Annotated in this window: 19 protein-coding genes; 7 read left to right on the top strand and 12 right to left on the bottom strand. The window is 50.3% G+C overall.

Annotated features, from left to right (window positions below):
• On the bottom strand, positions 1 to 669 hold a 669-nt coding region (locus ACTH5D_RS02765), incomplete at its 3' end, for a DUF72 domain-containing protein (RefSeq protein WP_441668157.1).
• 98 nt (positions 670 to 767) lie between these two features.
• Between ACTH5D_RS02765 and aroQ the strand changes: the two genes are divergently transcribed.
• Complete coding sequence (gene aroQ / locus ACTH5D_RS02760) at positions 768 to 1,217, top strand: type II 3-dehydroquinate dehydratase (RefSeq protein WP_441668156.1); 450 nt, start codon at positions 768 to 770, stop codon at positions 1,215 to 1,217.
• 57 nt (positions 1,218 to 1,274) lie between these two features.
• Here the strand turns inward: aroQ and ACTH5D_RS02755 are convergent, their stop codons facing one another.
• Positions 1,275 to 2,054, bottom strand: a complete 780-nt coding sequence (locus ACTH5D_RS02755) for an IclR family transcriptional regulator domain-containing protein (protein WP_441668154.1) — start codon at positions 2,052 to 2,054, stop codon at positions 1,275 to 1,277.
• Positions 2,055 to 2,320: 266 nt separating this feature from the next.
• On the opposite strand from ACTH5D_RS02755, the gene ACTH5D_RS02750 reads away from it, so the two are divergent.
• The 4 genes from ACTH5D_RS02750 (at position 2,321) to ACTH5D_RS02735 (ending at position 6,711) form a co-directional block, all read left to right on the top strand.
• Positions 2,321 to 3,307: a Bug family tripartite tricarboxylate transporter substrate binding protein gene (locus tag ACTH5D_RS02750; protein WP_441668152.1), complete on the top strand. Its 987-nt coding sequence runs from the start codon at positions 2,321 to 2,323 to the stop codon at positions 3,305 to 3,307.
• Positions 3,308 to 3,393: 86 nt separating this feature from the next.
• Positions 3,394 to 3,894 carry a tripartite tricarboxylate transporter TctB family protein gene (locus ACTH5D_RS02745; RefSeq protein WP_441668150.1) on the top strand — a complete coding sequence of 167 codons (501 nt, stop codon included), beginning with the start codon at positions 3,394 to 3,396 and terminating at the stop codon, positions 3,892 to 3,894.
• Between the two features lie 33 nt (positions 3,895 to 3,927).
• Positions 3,928 to 5,415: a tripartite tricarboxylate transporter permease gene (locus ACTH5D_RS02740; RefSeq protein ID WP_441668148.1), complete on the top strand. Its 1,488-nt coding sequence runs from the start codon at positions 3,928 to 3,930 to the stop codon at positions 5,413 to 5,415.
• A gap of 72 nt (positions 5,416 to 5,487) precedes the next feature.
• A complete protein-coding gene (locus ACTH5D_RS02735; protein ID WP_441668146.1) occupies positions 5,488 to 6,711 on the top strand; it encodes a CaiB/BaiF CoA transferase family protein in 1,224 nt (407 codons plus the stop codon).
• Between the two features lie 25 nt (positions 6,712 to 6,736).
• Here the strand turns inward: ACTH5D_RS02735 and ACTH5D_RS02730 are convergent, their stop codons facing one another.
• The 4 genes from ACTH5D_RS02730 to ACTH5D_RS02715 all read right to left on the bottom strand — a co-directional run bounded on the left by ACTH5D_RS02730 (position 6,737) and on the right by ACTH5D_RS02715 (position 9,496).
• Positions 6,737 to 7,450: an SDR family NAD(P)-dependent oxidoreductase gene (locus ACTH5D_RS02730; protein WP_441668144.1), complete on the bottom strand. Its 714-nt coding sequence runs from the start codon at positions 7,448 to 7,450 to the stop codon at positions 6,737 to 6,739.
• Between the two features lie 63 nt (positions 7,451 to 7,513).
• Complete coding sequence (gene catC, locus ACTH5D_RS02725) at positions 7,514 to 7,804, bottom strand: muconolactone Delta-isomerase (RefSeq protein ID WP_441668142.1); 291 nt, start codon at positions 7,802 to 7,804, stop codon at positions 7,514 to 7,516.
• 23 nt (positions 7,805 to 7,827) lie between these two features.
• Positions 7,828 to 8,124, bottom strand: coding sequence for a YciI family protein (locus tag ACTH5D_RS02720; protein ID WP_441668140.1), 297 nt, complete (start codon positions 8,122 to 8,124; stop codon positions 7,828 to 7,830).
• 37 nt (positions 8,125 to 8,161) lie between these two features.
• The gene (locus ACTH5D_RS02715) at positions 8,162 to 9,496 is read right to left on the bottom strand and encodes a short-chain fatty acid transporter (protein WP_441668138.1); all 1,335 of its coding nucleotides are present in this window, start codon (positions 9,494 to 9,496) and stop codon (positions 8,162 to 8,164) included.
• 170 nt (positions 9,497 to 9,666) lie between these two features.
• On the opposite strand from ACTH5D_RS02715, the gene ACTH5D_RS02710 reads away from it, so the two are divergent.
• Both ACTH5D_RS02710 and ACTH5D_RS02705 read left to right on the top strand, forming a co-directional pair.
• Positions 9,667 to 10,572 carry a 3-hydroxyacyl-CoA dehydrogenase NAD-binding domain-containing protein gene (locus ACTH5D_RS02710; RefSeq protein WP_441668136.1) on the top strand — a complete coding sequence of 302 codons (906 nt, stop codon included), beginning with the start codon at positions 9,667 to 9,669 and terminating at the stop codon, positions 10,570 to 10,572.
• The gene (locus ACTH5D_RS02705; protein ID WP_441668134.1) at positions 10,569 to 11,597 is read left to right on the top strand and encodes a cyclase family protein; all 1,029 of its coding nucleotides are present in this window, start codon (positions 10,569 to 10,571) and stop codon (positions 11,595 to 11,597) included. The genes ACTH5D_RS02710 and ACTH5D_RS02705 overlap by 4 nt, the downstream gene beginning before the upstream one ends.
• Before the next feature lie 109 nt (positions 11,598 to 11,706).
• Here ACTH5D_RS02705 and ACTH5D_RS02700 read toward each other — a convergent pair whose 3' ends face one another.
• The 6 genes from ACTH5D_RS02700 to ACTH5D_RS02675 form a co-directional block, all read right to left on the bottom strand.
• A complete protein-coding gene (locus ACTH5D_RS02700) occupies positions 11,707 to 11,997 on the bottom strand; it encodes a hypothetical protein (RefSeq protein ID WP_441668132.1) in 291 nt (96 codons plus the stop codon).
• Positions 11,998 to 12,076: 79 nt separating this feature from the next.
• A complete protein-coding gene (locus ACTH5D_RS02695; RefSeq protein ID WP_441668130.1) occupies positions 12,077 to 12,355 on the bottom strand; it encodes a hypothetical protein in 279 nt (92 codons plus the stop codon).
• On the bottom strand, positions 12,346 to 12,510 hold the full coding sequence (locus ACTH5D_RS02690) for a hypothetical protein (protein WP_441668128.1): 165 nt from the start codon (positions 12,508 to 12,510) through the stop codon (positions 12,346 to 12,348). Before ACTH5D_RS02690 ends, ACTH5D_RS02695 begins: the two co-directional genes overlap by 10 nt.
• Positions 12,511 to 12,519: 9 nt before the next feature.
• On the bottom strand, positions 12,520 to 14,406 hold the full coding sequence (locus tag ACTH5D_RS02685) for a bifunctional sugar phosphate isomerase/epimerase/4-hydroxyphenylpyruvate dioxygenase family protein (RefSeq protein WP_441668126.1): 1,887 nt from the start codon (positions 14,404 to 14,406) through the stop codon (positions 12,520 to 12,522).
• A gap of 118 nt (positions 14,407 to 14,524) precedes the next feature.
• On the bottom strand, positions 14,525 to 15,208 hold the full coding sequence (locus ACTH5D_RS02680) for a GntR family transcriptional regulator (protein WP_441668124.1): 684 nt from the start codon (positions 15,206 to 15,208) through the stop codon (positions 14,525 to 14,527).
• A complete protein-coding gene (locus ACTH5D_RS02675) occupies positions 15,208 to 16,719 on the bottom strand; it encodes a tripartite tricarboxylate transporter permease (RefSeq protein WP_441668122.1) in 1,512 nt (503 codons plus the stop codon). The genes ACTH5D_RS02680 and ACTH5D_RS02675 overlap by 1 nt, the downstream gene beginning before the upstream one ends.
• Positions 16,720 to 16,721: the final 2 nt, after the last annotated feature.

Raw genomic sequence — 16,721 nt, 5'->3', positions numbered from 1 at the left:
GAAGTAGTCACAATTAATCGTTTTGTCAATATGGCCAATGAAGCGAATCACCGGATAATTTGCCGTGGAAAGCACGTGAAGTGGGAGTTTCGGCTTTTCTTGCTGAGCATGTGCCAAGCCTGGATGGCCATTTGCCGGGGTAGAGAAGACCGGGCGCACGTCGAGCATAACCCGGTTGGCTGAATAAGTTATCAACAGGCGGTTAAGGGCTTTTTCCGCGGCTCCTTTGTGGAAAAACTCAGGGTGGCGTACTTCCACCGCGCAAGGCAAGTGGGCAGGCCAGGCGGCTAGCAACGCTTCAAGCTGAGGTAGCTCTTGAGGGCCAAAATCCCGTGGCAGCTGCACTATCGTAGGCCCCATACGATCGTGAAGCGGCTCAAGCGCGGCCAAGAAGGCCCATGCATCCTCTACGCGCATCAATCGTTGATCATGGGTCACGCTGGCCGGTAGTTTAAAACAGAAGCGAAAGTGGGGCGGCGCTTGGCGGGCCCAAGCGGCAATGGTCGCGGCCTTGGGCGTGCCGCTATAAAACGTGGTGTTGCCCTCAACGCTGGAAAATATCGCGGCATAATCGCTGAGTAACTCTGTTTTAGCATGGCGCGGATAAAGGCTGCCAAGCCAGTCATGATTGGCCCACATCGGCAGGCCAAGGTAAAGAGGGAGTGTCATGAGGCCACTAGCCTTGATGCATTTATAAAGCGTACTAATGTAGCATGGCTTAAATACATTGACGTGATGAATAACTAATCGATAAATAAGGAAACAGCATGACGACTACGCCACGTGTATTAGTACTTAACGGGCCTAATCTTAATTTGCTTGGCACTCGTCAGCCGGAAATTTACGGCGAGGAAACGCTTGCCGACATCATCAACCGTCTACGTACCCAGGCGTTAATGGCCCAATGGGAGCTCACTGCATTGCAGAGTAACCATGAAGGGGAGCTCATCGATGCCATCCATACCGCTCGATTAGACGGCACGCTGGCGATTATTATTAATCCGGCGGCCTACTCGCATACATCGGTAGCGCTATTGGATGCATTAAATACGTTTGATGGAAAAGTTATTGAGGTTCACCTTTCCAATATCCATCAACGCGAGGCGTTCCGTCACCACTCCTATATATCTCAGCGTTCTGACGGCGTTATTGCCGGTTTAGGAAGTTTTGGCTATCAGGCTGCTTTAAGCGCTGTCGTGGCTACTCTAGAAAAATGATTAAGCCGCTGGCTCCATAGCGGATAAACCGGCGTGGAGCCATCTGATAAATAAAGGTTAATTAACGTTTAGGCGTATCTGAGCGGCTTTCTTTTGCATGATAGGCAGATAAACACCCAATAACGTATCCATATCCACCCTGGCAGCATTGGTACTGACGTTAATCGCACCTATCAAGTGGTGCTTGGCGTCGTATGCGGGCACCGCTAAAGAGCGTAAACCTGGGTCAAGCTCTTGGTCTGCGACAGCATAACCTTGCTGTTTAGCGACTATTATCTGGTTTCTTAACTCATCGATATCGGTAATTGTTTTATCGGTATATCTTGTTAAATCAATCTTGGATAAGTAGCTTTCCAGCTCCTCGCTGTCCAGTTGAGCGAGAAGTATGCGGCCTAACGAGGTGTGTGCTGCGGGCAGTCGAGTACCCACTGAAAGCGTAATCGCCATTAAGCGATGCTTTGCAGCTGAGCGTGCTACATAAATCACATCCTCGCCATCCAAAACGCCCAAGGAAGAAGACTCGCCAATTTCGTTTGTAATATCTTCCAAGTACTGTTGTATGACACCGCGATAATTATTGGCAGATAAAAAAGCATAGCCAAGATGCAGCACGCGTGGCGCTAACTCAAAATAGCGCTGCTGTTTACGTACATATCCTAGCGAATGGAGTGTTAACAAAAAACGTCTCGCCTTTGCTCTATTCATTCCTGTTCGTGTCGCTACTTCGCTCAGGGTCATGCGTGGATGTTCAGAGTCAAAGGCACAGATTACCTCTAACCCGCTGGCAAGCGCTGTGACAAAATCCCGGCTCTCGGGACCCAGAATATTTTCATGCATAATTTTTCCTATCCGTTCTGCCAATGCTTTGTATTAATCACTAGCAATACTTTATCGCAATAAAGTTCGTTATGCGAACAGTGAGCAGGCGTTTTAGCTTTTTATATAGGGCTCTCGACACTACTTTGCGCATTGCTTTTAGTCAGGTACTACTAAAGTTGTGTTTTGTGTACAGGACAGAACGAAGTAGTCTCTTTGTATGTAGTGCGAATATATGTGCGTATCGCGAACAAGAATTAATTAATTAATCATAGGAATTTAACACAATGAAAAAAATTTTCAGCGCCACATGTATAGCTGCCTGCAGCGGCGCGTTACTCCTTGCTGCTTCGATTTCAACCGCCAGTGCCGCTGAGTGGCCCACGGGTGATGTGCGTCTGGTCGTGCCTTACGCGCCGGGTGGCACCACAGATGTGCTGTCACGCCGTGTCGCTGATTTGCTCAAGGACGCCTTGGGCACCAACGTCATTGTCGAGAACCGGCCTGGTGCAGGCTCTACCATCGGTACCGGCCGTTTAGCCCGTGGTGGGCGTGATGCTGATCATACGCTTTTAATGGCATCACCGGGCCATACTATTGGTGCTGCAATTTACCCCGATCTTCCTTACGATCCAGTTGAAGATTTTGTATTTATTCAAAATGTTATTGATATTCCCAATGTGATGGTAGTACCTACAAGCAGCCCTTACCAAACAGTGGTGGAGTTCGTTGAAGCCGCACAAGATAAGAACATGGCATTTAGCCATAGCGGTGTAGGCAGCTCGATTCACATGTCGGGTGAGCTGTTTAAAGCGCTGACCGGCTCACAGATGACTGCGGTTCCTTTTGCGGGTAGTGGCGCTGCTTTACCGGCCCTGCTGGGCGGCGATGTAGACGTTTCCTTTGAAAATATGCCAACGGTGTATTCGCATATTAAGTCAGGTGCCTTACGCGCCCTGGCCGTTACGTCTGCAGAGCGCTCGCCTTATCTACCAGACGTACCCACTCTATCTGAAATCGGTGAATACAACCTTGATCAGTTTGTTACCACCGCTTGGTTTGGCTTGATTGCACATAAATCCTTCCCCGAGGAAGGCTATGAGGCCGTGCAGACTGCGTTGGACGAAGTGATGGAGCGCCAGGAGTTTCTTGACTTCGCGGAGCAGCTAGGTGCTCAATCAGGCCAAGCAGAAGGTGAGGCGTTTAAACAGTTTGTGATTGATGATCTTGCACGTTGGGAAGAAGTAGCTCAGCAGGCAGGTATTAGTCAATAACGACACCATGAAATAAGAAGGCGAAGGTTGAAACCAACTTTTCGCCTTCTTTGTTTTCTTTAGCTTGTCCTCTTGGAGAGGCTACCATGTCATCTTCCGGTTTAAGCAACGTGAAACAAATTAAAGATACCTTTGATGTTATTACCGGGGTCATATTACTACTGATCTCATTGGTATTGGCTTTTTATTTGGTGCCTAATTATATTGGGGAGCCATCTATTTTACAAAACCCTATGATGTCACCTAGATGGCTTCCCAATATCGTTAGCTGGCTTATGTTGGCCTTTTCGGTTTTATTGATTATTCAAGGTATTTTAGTTCCGAGTGATGCTGAAAATGACGAAAGAAAAATAGTTAAAGGGCCTTGCCGACGTTTTATTATTATGCTTGTAGCGTTTTTGGTTTATGTCCTCTTGTTTGAGTTATTAGGCGCTATTTTAACCGGTATATTGGCAACGGTTCTGTTGTTCTTGGCTCATCCAGTGCGGGTATGGTGGGCTTATGGTTTTGCGCTTGCATTTCCCGTTGGCGTAACGCTGTTATTTGTCAATGTGATGAATGTACCTCTTCCTTTGATGCCTTATTAACTATTTTTCGTCAGTGTGCAGCCTTGGTGACATATGGAAAATCTTACTGAAGTTTTACAATTATTTTTAAGTATCGATAATTTTATAGCTATCGCTTTAGGCGTCGTTATCGGTGTTACGGTAGGCTCAATACCCGGCCTTACGGCTACAATGGCGGTAGCGCTTGCACTGCCGTTTACATTCTCAATGCAGCCTGTGGCCGCTATTCTTCTGCTGGTAGGTATCTACAAAGGGGGGATGTATGGTGGTTCGATCACGGCCATCTTGATTCGTACGCCAGGCTCTCCTGCATCGGCATGTACGTTGCTGGATGGCTATCCTATGGCTCAGCAAGGGCATGCTAAAAAAGCGTTAAAAGCGGCGCTTTTTTCATCCGTTATTGCCGATTTTATTTCCAATATTGCGCTGATATTTTTCGCTGCTTATCTGGCGAAAATAGCCCTTAACTTCGGTGCGCCAGAGTTCTTTTGGTTAATCTGTTTCTCACTAACCATTATTATTTCTTTGGCAAGTGGCTCTATGGTTAAAGGTCTTTTAGCGGCACTGCTGGGTATTCTGCTGTCTCTGGTAGGTCTTGACTCGGTATTTGGCTCACAGCGCTTAACGTTTGGTAATTATAACTTAATGGATTCTATTTCATTTATTCCGTTACTGATAGGCCTGTTTGCCATACCAGAAATCATCGAATTCTATAGAAAAAAAGCAATACCGCATATTAAAGCTAAAGCAAGCGGCGTGGGTATGACCCTGTCGGAGCTTAAGCGATGCATGAAAAGTATCGTTCGAGGAAGTTTAATTGGTGTCATTATCGGCGCTATTCCGGGTACCGGAGCAACCGCTGCCGCGTTCATTTCCTATGGCGATGCACGACGCCGCTCGCCGAATAAAGCCAATTTTGGTAAAGGCGAAATTGAAGGCGTCGCTGCCGCTGAAGCCGGTAATAACGGCGTGGCAGGTGCAACCTTGATACCGCTGCTTTCATTGGGTATTCCTGGGGATGTGATTACGGCCATTATTTTGGGCGCCTTTATGGTTCATGGTCTTACGCCGGGCCCAATCATGTTCCAGGAAAACCTTTCGCTGATATACGCCCTGTTTTTGGGTATTATGTTCAGCTCCGTAATATTGTTGGTCGTTGGTAATGCAGCGATTAAGTATTTCTCAATAATCGCCGATATTCCCAAATCGATTCTCTTCCCGATCGTGCTGATGTTCTGTGTTTATGGCGCTTATGCTGTTAACAATATGATGTTTGATATATGGCTGATGCTGGCATTTGGCGTAGTGGGCTATCTGTTTAATCGGACAGGTATTCCGGCAGCACCTTTTTTGATCGGCTTTATTCTCGGGCCCATGTTTGAAGACAACCTGAGACGCTCTCTTCTCATCAGCAATGGCGATATGTCGATCTTTTTCCGTGGGCCGATTACCTGGTTCTTTATCGCCATTACGTTTGGATCGATTGCCTTTGCGATATACCGCTTTTTCAAGGATCGGAACGCCAAGCTTATAAGTAGCTAATGAAGCCTGCGTTTTCTTATAACGTAGATTAGCTTCGCTGATAGTGTGATTAATAATAACTAGGAGTGTGTTATGCCAGGGCCGTTAACGGGATTGCGTGTACTCGATTTAAGCCGGGTAATGGCTGGGCCCTGGTGTACGCAAATACTGGCAGATATGGGCGCTGAGGTTATCAAGGTCGAACGCCCGGTACTGGGTGACGATACTCGGCACTGGGGGCCCCCTTGGCTATGCGATAGCGCGGGGCAATCCTCCGGTCAGTCCGCTTATTACCTGTCTGCGAATCGCGGCAAACACTCCATCACGGTGGATCTCAGTGTACCGCAAGGCCAGGCGCTCATCCGGGAGCTGGCGGCTGACAGCGATATATTGGTCGAAAACTTCAAAAGCGGTGGGCTGGCTAATAAGGGGTTGGATTATCCAAGCCTGGAAGCTATTAACCCCGCGCTGATTTACTGCTCTATCACCGGTTTCGGCCAGACAGGGCCGATGGCGCATATGGCGGGCTACGATTATCTCATTCAGGCCCAGGCCGGGTTAATGAGTATTACCGGTGTGCCTGATGAGGCGCCGGGTGCAGGCCCGCAGCGAGTAGGTATGGCAGTCTCTGATTTGACGACGGGGATGAACGCGGTCATTGCTATTTTGGGCGCGCTGCATCACCGCCATCAAACCGGTGAAGGGCAGTACATTGATATGGCGCTGCTGGATGTACAGGTCAGTTGGCTTGCCAACCAGGCGCTCAACTATTTCTGCAGCGGCAACATCCCTAAACGTACCGGTGAATACCATCCTAACTTAGTACCTTACCAGCCCTTTCCGACCGCAGAAGGCGAGAAAGTCATCATCGCTATCGGTAACGACGGTCAGTTCCAACGCTTTTGCCAAGCAGTTGGTCGGCCTGAACTAGCGGCCGATGCGCGCTTTAGCACCAACCCGACACGGGTAAAACATCGTCTAGAGCTCATTCCCCTGCTAGTAGATATCACTCGGCAGCGTACCAGCCATGAATGGATCGCGTTACTGGCTGATATCGCGGTTCCCTGTGGACCGATCCAGAGTATCGACCAGGTTTTTGAGGATCCTCAAGTTCAGGCACGGGGTATGCAAATCGAGCAGGCATCTTCCTATGGCAAGGTGCCAGGCGTCGCTAATCCCATTAAATACTCAAAAACAAAGCTGGAGTACCGCAAAGCGCCGCCGTCGTTAGGTGAGGATACCGTCAATATATTAACCAACGTATTAAATAAAACGCCTGAAGAGATAGAAACGTTACGTCTTCATCAAGCGATTTAATTAAGGATGATATGGTGGGGTGGCGTTAGCCTACCGTGACGCCGCCACATACAAACAGCGTTTGCCCGGTGACAAAACTGCTGCGTGAGTCGCAAAAAAAGCTCACGGCGTTCGCTACGTCTTCTGGCGCGCCCATGCGCTGCAACGGGATATTATCAATAATGCGTTTGGCCCGTTCAGAGTCTGGCGGGTTGTTATCCCAGAAGGCCGTGGTAGCAATAGGGCCAGGCGCTACACAGTTGACCGTAATGCTATCCTGGGCAAGTTCTAACGCCCAGGTTCTGGCCATCGACTGTACTGCTCCCTTAGTGGCACTATAGAGCGTTCGCGCTTCCTTACCCAAGACCACTCGGCTTGCATTAAATACGATACGTCCATTTTTGCTGGCCCGCAGGCTTGGTAATAGTGCCTGGGTGCATATCAATGCTGGGCGCACGTTGAGATGCATCAAGCGGTCAAAATCTTCAAGGCGGGTATCATCGAGCAGGGCAGGTGCCACAATACCCACATTGTTTACCAGACAGCTGATGGCATATTTTTCATTTATTGAGTCCAATACTGCTTTTAACGCTTCTATATCTGATAGATCAACTTGATAAGCATCTTCTTTAAGCGAAGCTATAGTGGGCTCAACGATATCAAGGACGATAACACGATAGCCATCCTGTTGAAGGCGCTGTGAGATGGCCTGCCCAATATTACGAGCGCCTCCGGTTACCACCGCATACGGCGTTGACATATAGGTCTCCCTTTAAAGTTGAAATTTATATATGTAATACCAATTAAAAAAATACTCGCTTAATTAACTATCATCATCACGGATAGAAGATGGGTGGCGGCAAAGAGGCTTTACACTTATTTCCATATAAGGAAAGAGAGGGAGGTTGGCTATAATATCTTGCAGCTCAGCATTATCATCGACATCAAAAATGCTGACATTGGCGTAGCTACCCGCTATCCGCCATAAATGGCGCCACTTTCCCTGGCGCTGTAATTCCTGAGAGTAGGCTTTTTCTTTCGACTTAATCTCAGCGGCTTGCTCGGCCGGCATATCCGGCGGCAGTTTTACGGTCATTTCCACATGAAACAGCATCGTATGTCTCCCTTGGGTTCGCGTTAAAGGGTGTTTTGGCGATTCAGGTAGGCTTGCCGCCATCGCACGATGTTGACCTCGGCAAATAGCTCCGCTTCATGGAAAGGGTCAGCCTTAATGAAGCGTTCAGCTTCTTCGCGACTTTCTAGATCGACTAAATAGAGGCCCCCAGAAGCCGTGGTGCCGTCGTCAGAAAGTTTGGCACCACAGGCCAACAATAGCGTGACGTTGGCGTCTAGATACTCTAAATGAGCCTGGCGCACTTCCAGGCGCAGCGCTTGATGGTCGGGCTTGTCGAACGTTTCGATGAGAAAGGGCATGCGCGAATCCTTTAGTAAGGTTAGTCAGCAGCGCTCTTTAGGCGCCAAGATAGCCCCAGATCATTACCGCGCTGGCATAGATGATTCCCAGATAAATCAGGATCAGCACCATATAGCCCATCACATCGCGTAACTTCAAGCCTGAGATAGCCAGTACCGGGAGAATCCAAAACGGCTGAACCATGTTGGTCCACTGATCGCCTATTTGCACGGCCAGTGCTGTCGCTGCCAGGGAAGCACCCAGCTCGGTGGCCGCTTGCACCATAACTGGGCCTTGAACCGCCCACTGACCGCCACCGGAGGGGGCTAGTAGGTTGATAATGCCGCCGCTGATAAACGACCAGATAGGCAGCGTTTGTGCGCTGGAGATATCCACAAAGATATTAGCGAATGACACCACTAAGCCTGAGCCGACCAGAATACCCATGATCCCCGCGTAAAAAGGATATTGCACGATGATGCCGGAAACGATGCGCACCCCGTCTGCCAAGGCGGCTAGGTAATGGGCCGGCGACGCAAACAGCAGTATGCCGAGGAAAAGGAAAGCGAAGTTGACCGTATTAAGATTTAGCGAACCGCCATCAAACGCATACAGCGCGATATACAGCATACCCAGCAAGCCAATACCGATGCCCACCCATCTGCTGTGATTCATGCGCTCAGCAACGGTGGCTTTTTCGCCTGTAGCAAGAGGGGCTTCGGAGGGTTTAGCGACGGAGCTTTGATCGATTTCAACAATGTCTGCAGCTTTTTTAGGATGTAGCCAAGCATTGAAAAAGGGCAGAGAGAGAAGAATAAAGGCGCTGGTAATCAAAAGAATAGGTGAGAAGATTGTTTCGCTTAGCGGTATCAGCCCGATGGTGTCCTGAAGGAAGTGCCCTTCAGTGGCAATCAGCAGCGGCACGCTACCCGACAGGCCAATGCCATAAAGCGCAAAGCCTGAGTACGCAGCGGCAATCACCAGAGGGTAGTGCAGCCCTTTTACGTTCAGTGCCAGCTTCTGAGCAACGATTCCGCCGATCACCAGCCCAAACCCCCAGTTCAACCAGCTCCCGATACCGCCTACCAGGGTCGCGACAACAATCGCCATAAAGGGTGTTTTAACACGCGCAGCGATACGGTTGAGGGCACCGTCTACTAACGGCGTTTTGGCCAGAATATAGCCCGCTAAAAGGATAACTGTCATCTGCATGCTAAACGCAAGCAGGTCCCAGAAGCCGTTGCCCCAATAACGCACCGCATCCAATGGGCTGGTGCCCTGCATCAACACGGCTAATAGCATGGTCAGCACGGTCAGCAGTATGGCAATGACCAGAGGGTCAGGCATGTAGCGATTAACGAGCCGGGTGAAGAAGTTGGCCAGCGCATTCATTGATAAAGACCTCTATTGTCGGCATATTCGACATTGTCTATTATGTGCGCATAGCGCACATAAGTTCGTTTTATGGCGTCATAGTTAACCCGCTTATGATTTTATTCAATGCGACGTTTGTCTAAGCCTAGCGACAAAGCTCATTAGACGCCGTGAAGGGAGCAAAGCGAATGCAACAAGATTCATTGCAAGCCGTTGTGGTGGGGGCCGGCACGATGGGCACCACGCTAGCGAAGTTAATGGCCGCGCAGGGTGTTCACGTGGTGGTGGTGGATACTAACCCGCAGGTGCTGGAAGCCAGCCGGCTGAGCATGGGGGCGTGCGCTGCCGACGCCTGTTTCACGACTCAGTTGAAAACGAATCAGGCCCCAGATTTTGTGATCGAAAGTGTGACCGAGAATATCGCCATCAAGCAGAAGGTCGTGGCCCAAATCGAGGCCAGCGTGGCCGACACCACGATCATCATGACCAATACTTCGGGTATTCCTATCGATGATATCGGAAGTAGCCTGCGCCTACCGCAACGTTTTCTAGGTACGCACTTCTTTAATCCGGCAGACATTGTTCCTACCGTAGAAGTGGTCCCCGGTAGCCATACGGCGGCTACGGTCGTGGAGACGGCGTGTCGCTGGCTAAAACAGTTGGGAAAACGCCCGGCGGTACTCAATACCTGCGTGCCTGGGTTTGTCGCCAACCGAATTCAGCACGCCATCATGCGTGAATGCCTCTCGCTATTAGAGAAAGGCGTGGTAGAGGCCGAGGCGCTGGATGATATCGTGCAGTATTCCATCGGCGTACGCATGGCGCTGAATGGCCCGCTATGCCAGCGCGATCTAAACGGGCTAGATATTCACCTGAATATCGCTCGCTACCTTTACCCGGATCTTGATGCGCGTGATGAACCTGCCGCACTGCTTGAAGATTACGTTGCCCGGGGGCGTTTAGGCGCCAAGGCAGGGCACGGTTTCTACTGCTGGAGTGAGGAGTCTAGGGCGCAGCATCAGGCTCAGGAGCGGGAGAGCTTGCAACGTATTATTGCCATTGCCACACAACATGAGCAAAAAGGAGAATCATGAATCAGCCACGATGGAAACAGCGCCCTAAAGGCAGTAACTGGGGTGATTTCGGGCCCGATGATCAGCTAGGCCGGGTCAATCTGATTGGGCCAGAACAGGTGCTTAAGGGCGTTAAGGAAGTGCTTGAGGGCGTAACGTTCTGCCTGTCACTGCCGTTAGACATTCCTGGTGGCAAGGTGCTGAATCCTCGCCGCTCACCGCCAAAGCTGTCCCCCACGTTGCTCGGTGATGACCAGTACATCAACTTTTCTCTCGCCACTCATAGCCCAGAGTTACAGGACGTTATTAGTGACGACCAGGTTCAGCTCTCGCTGCAGTACTCCACACAGTGGGACTCGCTTGCCCATGTGGGCGCTCTGTTCGATGGCGATAATGACGGGCAGCCAGAGCGTCGCTATTACAACGGCTATTTGGCTGACCAGGACGTGCTCAATTTGAGTCAGCAGCCCCATCAACAGCATGACTCCTATGCCCAGCGTTTGGGCGTTGAAAATATGGCCATGCATGGTATGCAAGGCCGGGCCGTATTGGTTGATTTGGTTCGTGTGTTTGGCATGGGAAGAACGCTGGTAGGTCATGCGGCACTGATGGTGGCACTGGAGCAACTGAACGTGGTGATTGAGCGTGGCGATATGCTGGTATTGCGCACGGGCTTCGCAGAGGCATTGTTGGATATGCAAGGCAAGCCGCAGCCGGACGTGCTGAAAAATACTGGCGCCGTGCTCGACGGCAGCGATCAGGCCCTGCTGAAGTGGATCACCGACAGTGGCATTTCGGCCATCTGCGCTGATAATTACGCGGTAGAAAACATGGATCGCGAATTGGAGCCTGGCTGCTGCTCCAAGCTTCCCTTGCACCACCACTGCTTATTCAAGCTCGGCTTGCCGCTGGCGGAGCTGTGGTATCTGAAGGACTTAGCGCAATGGCTGCATAGCCGTGAACGTAATCGGTTCTTACTGACAGCGCCACCGCTGCGCTTACCCGGCGCGATAGGTTCACCGGTCACGCCGGTGGCTAGCGTATAGTGAAATAATAGCGGGGCTGGATATATGAAGCGGAAAGAGTTGTAACTTATTTTCTTATGTTGAATGTAACGTTAATTGTTTATTGGTTTCATCCTACAACGGTGAGTGGTCAGAATGTTAGTAATTCTACCAGCGTCAACAGCCCAATGACCATCTTCAGCGCTAAGAGCACTGCCGTTGGGGAGCCAATGACCATGGCCGCCACGGGATAGCCAACAAAGCCACTGTTGGAAGCAGCCATACCGAGTGCCTGCATGGCACTGATGTTAAGTAGCTGAGCTTGAAAATCTCTTTCAGAGGTTGCTGGGTTAACGCACGAATCACAAGCGCGGGCAGCGTGCAGTACAGCACAAATACGCCGCCCCCCTGCATCTGCTCGTACTGAATAATGCCGCTCCATCTGAGCGCGTTTTGGCGACGGCCTGATCGGCGGCGTTTAAAAGCTTGGTATGGGCGGGTATATAGACGGCATCAAATACTCAGTGCTGGTTGCCGAGCCCTGATGTGTCGATAGGACATCCAGGGTGATTGATATGGCCAATGGGCGAGCAGTTAACTACGCCCTGCCAGTTAGGCAGCCCTTGTTGGGCTTGTGCTTGCGTGATGCACGTTGTATTAATGCCCATGGTGCTCAGGTCGCGACTGAGGTTCTGCGCGCGCGTCGTATCGCGTTCAAGAATATACAGATGGCTAACAGCGAGCTCACCCAAGGCGCAGGCCACCGTGCGGCCAACACCGCCAGCGCCAATCAGTAGCACCTCGCCTGCGGGTGATTGCCAAAAGAGTGGCGGTAGGCGCTGATAAAACCGGTGTAATCGGTGTTTTCGGCGCGCAGTCCCTCTGCATCGAACAGCAACGTATTGGTAGTGCTAACTCGGAGCACGCCTTCGCCGACCAGTCCGAGCTTGATCATGATGCGCGCTCATCTGTGGTGTAGCGTGTCGGGGCCGTCGCCATCCCTATGCGCGGTTAGCGTTTCTGCCTCAAGGCGCTGCTGGGCCGTTACGCGTACAAAGGCATTGGGGGCGCCCAATCCTTGATAGCCGTCACGCTGTACCAGCTCAAAGAAAAATGCCTGGTGGGCAGGTTGCTCCACATACAGTTGATGGAATTCGCCGCTGTCGTCCTGATCAAACAGAATATGGTGATCCTGCATCCACGCCTGGGTCTGCGCGGGTAAATCAAAGCGGGCCGCCAGATCGCGGTAGTAGTTACCGGGAATGGGCAGCATCGGTGTACCCGCCTGCTGCAGCGCGGCGCTGGTGGCACGCACTGACTCCGTGCGCAGGGCAACATGATGGATCCCCGAGCCACCATACTGGCGCACAAACCGGTTGCTGGCGGTATTGGGGGAGGCACTGGCGTTAAGCGCCAGACGAAAACGGCCATTATAGTTTTGCAGTACCTGGCTTTGAATCAGCCCACGCGGGTCGGTGACATCGAAGGAGGGAGTGATTTCCAGCTGGAAAATAGCGCGGTACTGCAGCATCAGCGAGAGATAATCGTGATAGGAGAGCGCGACGCTGATGTGGTCGATATCGACCAGTGCCCCGTTAGGTACGGGTTGCACATCCACCGGGAACTCACGGTCCCAGGTGCGGCTTAGCTGTGAATCGTCAATGATGTAGGAGAGGCTGCCGTCGACATTGCGCAGTGCGCTCATGCGGTGGCTGGCGCCCACCTCTTCAGGCTCGACGATATCGTAACCGAGCTTGTCCGCCCGCTTGAAGGCTTCGTAGGCGTTGCTCACCTTCAGGCCAATAGCAGTAATCGCCGTGGCCTCGCGCCCCGGCACACGGCCCGTGAAACTCGCCTCGGTGTTCAGCACCAGGTTAACGTCACCCGCGGCCCAGCGCTCCGCATTGAGCGTGTGATGACGCCCGACACATGCCATACCCAGTGCGCTGAGCAGCTCGCGTAGGCGTTGCAAATCCTCAGGATCAACGGCAATTTCAAGAAACGCGACCGACTCAATGGGCTGGGGAGCGGGAATGCCGCTGTCGTCCTGCATGCTGCGCAGTAAATGGTAAGAGCGTAGTCCATCGCGTGCCGTCTGGTCACTGTGGCCCATGCGGAACACATCATTAAAAATTTCGTGAGACAGCGGGCCGTCGTAACGCGTCTCCTGCAACATGCCCATGAACTTATCCATTTGCAGCTCGCCTTGACCTGGGAAGCAGCGGTAGTGGCGGCTCCACGACAGATGATCCATCGAGAGGCGCGGCGCATCGGCGGTTTGCACCAGGAAGATGCGGTCGCCCGGAATACGTCCGATGGTCCCCAGCTCCGTCTGGCGCGAGAAGATATGGAACGTATCCAGCACTAAGCCAACACTAGGGTGAGCGGCGCGGCGCACGACTTCCCAACTATCGCGGTAGTCGTGAATATGGCGACCCCAGGCCAGTGCTTCATAGGCGACACGCAGATGTCGCCGTGCGGCACGCTCGCCTAGTTCATAATAGTCATCGGCAGCGCGGCTTAAGCCTGGTAGCGAGTCGGGGTGGACGGTACTGCACGCCATGAGCAGATCCGTGCCAAGTTCTTCCATCAGGTCAAACTTATGCTCAGCGCGGTCAAATGCCCGCTCACGTGCGCGCCCTTGAAGACCTTCAAAATCGCGAAACGGTTGTAGCGTGACCAGCTTTAGGCCACGTGAGCGAATCAGCTCACCCGCCTCGCGTGGGGTGCCAGTAAACGCGGTTAAGTCGTTTTCAAACAGCTCCAGTCCCTCAAAACCAGCCTGGGCGATGGCATCTACCTTCTCTTCCAGCGAGCCGCTTAGGCAAACCGTGGCAATGGACGAGTACATGGCATCACGCTCCTTAGTGAGTAATATCAGTATGCATATTGCTTTGAGAAATAAGAAAAGGAAGTTTTATATATTAGTGATCAATTTATTGTTGGTTATAAGTGTTCGGTTAAATAAATCACCATGACTGTGAGTTTTGATTTTTCAAAGCCATAATATATATCTCTTGTGTGCGGTTGATATGTTCATACAGTGTTTGTTCAAACGCCAAAATTTGATTACTCCTTAAATGATCAATCATTTTCTGATGCTCTATAAAACTAATTTCCCTCAATTTACTTTGAGGTGAAGTGATGGAGAATCGTAAAGCCGCTATGCGGCTATTGACCAAAGTAAATGCACTATTAAGATATTTATTATCACAGTATTCGAAAAATATTTGGTGATATTCATTATCACATTTCGAATATTCGAAAGCGTTATTGTTCTCCATTGCGACATGCATTTTTTGAGTAATATGCGTTAGTGATTTCGCTAGTTTCATTGGTTTGTTATAAAAGCTACGTTTTGCTGCTTGTAGCTCTACCATAAATCGAAAGTCGCAAATATCGATTACGTCTGCATTGCTTGGTTTAAAAACGAAACTGCCACGCTTAGGCTTCACAATAACAAGACCGATTGTTTGCAGCCTTGCTAGGGCGTCTCTTATAGGGGTTCTGCTGACACCAAATTGCAAAGAAAGCGCTTTTTCAGCGATTTTCTCACCCAATGCAAAATCACCATTAATAATAGCTGCTTGTAGCCGCTCAGTAACTATGTCGGTTAATGATTGAACGGACCCAATATGGAGTTTTTGTCTCATTATGAGTACCTACTTTTTTGAGCTTTTTGATACTTGCGCAGCAGGCCGAATAATGAGGGGAGCAACCATATGGAAATTGTAACCACACCAAGTGTTGCAGCGATTGGACGCGAGAAGAAATCCAGGAAGTTGCCATCGCTTTTTATAAGCGAGGTAACTAAATTGCTCTCAAGCATTGGTCCCATGACGATGCCTAAAATGACAGGTGCAATAGGCAAGCCATTTTCTTCCATAACGTAAGCTAGTAGCCCCAGTACGATCATGATGACAATTCCTGTATAGGTATTATCAATAGCATAAGAGCCTGCAATAGCAAAAATTAAAATAAAAGGAATTAAAATTGATTTTTTGACCTGTAACAGGCGCCGAGAAGCAAATATGGCCACTAAGCCAAGAGGAATGATTAATAAATTCGCCACTAAGAAAGTTATAAAAACGGCTGTTACTTCTACGCCTTTAGTGATGAATATCAACGGGCCGGGGTTTAGCCCCTTAGCATAAAGAACGCCTATGACAATCGCCGTAATTGAATCCCCAGGGATGCCGAAGACCATCGCGGGAACATAAGCACCAGACAGTGCAGAATTGTTAGCAGAGCAAGCGTCGACTAATCCTTCATCGTGGCCTGAGCCATATTTTTCAGGATGCCGAGACATTTTTTTAGACACGGCGTATGAAATCCAGCTAGCAATATCTGAACCAGCTCCGGGCAAAATGCCGACGGCATTGCCGATGACAGAGCCGCGTAGGACGTTGGTCTTATACTTATATAGCGTACTGCCTAATCCTGAAAAGAGTGAGCGCATACTAACGTGTACAGGTGCTTTTTCGCTTGTATCTTTATGAACAAGGGTGCGGATAATTTCGGGAATGGCAAACATACCAATGAGCGCAGGGACAAAGGCAACGCCTGAAAGTATGGCATCAACGCCAAAAACAAAGCGAGGGTGCCCGGCGCTTGAGTCTAAGCCAATGGTAGCAATAAAAAGCCCTATGCCCAGTGACAGTAAGCTTTTTAACACTGAGCCCGTGCCTAACATCACCGCAGCTGACAGTCCGAGCAGCGCGAGCCAAAAGTACTCTGTGGAGGTAAAATTTAGCGATACTAAAGCAAGCTTCGGCGCCATGAACATAAGTACTAACGATCCAAAGATACCACCAAAAGCACCACAGAAGACCGATATCCCTAATGCTTGTCCAACCTTGCCTTTCACTGCAAGCCCATTCATATCACTGACATATGCAGCCGATGCGGCCGTGCCAGGAATTCTCAGCAAGGCGGTGGGAATGTCAGATGCAAAAATCGCCATTGCCGCTGTCGTAACGATCGCGGCGATGGCAGGTACTGGGTCCATAAAAAAAGTGATGGGCACCAAAATTGCGGTCGCCATTGTGGCAGAAAGGCCAGGAATAGCACCCACAAAAAGGCCAAAAAGCGCGCTAGCAAAAATAACGCTTAGTGTCGTGTAATTAAATACTAAGGGTAGTGCTCCCACAATATTATCAATCATGT

Origin of the sequence: Halomonas sp. (assembly GCF_052095695.1) — a bacterium.
Classification (GTDB): Bacteria; Pseudomonadota; Gammaproteobacteria; order Pseudomonadales; family Halomonadaceae; genus Vreelandella.
This window is presented reverse-complemented; position numbering and strand designations above follow the sequence as displayed.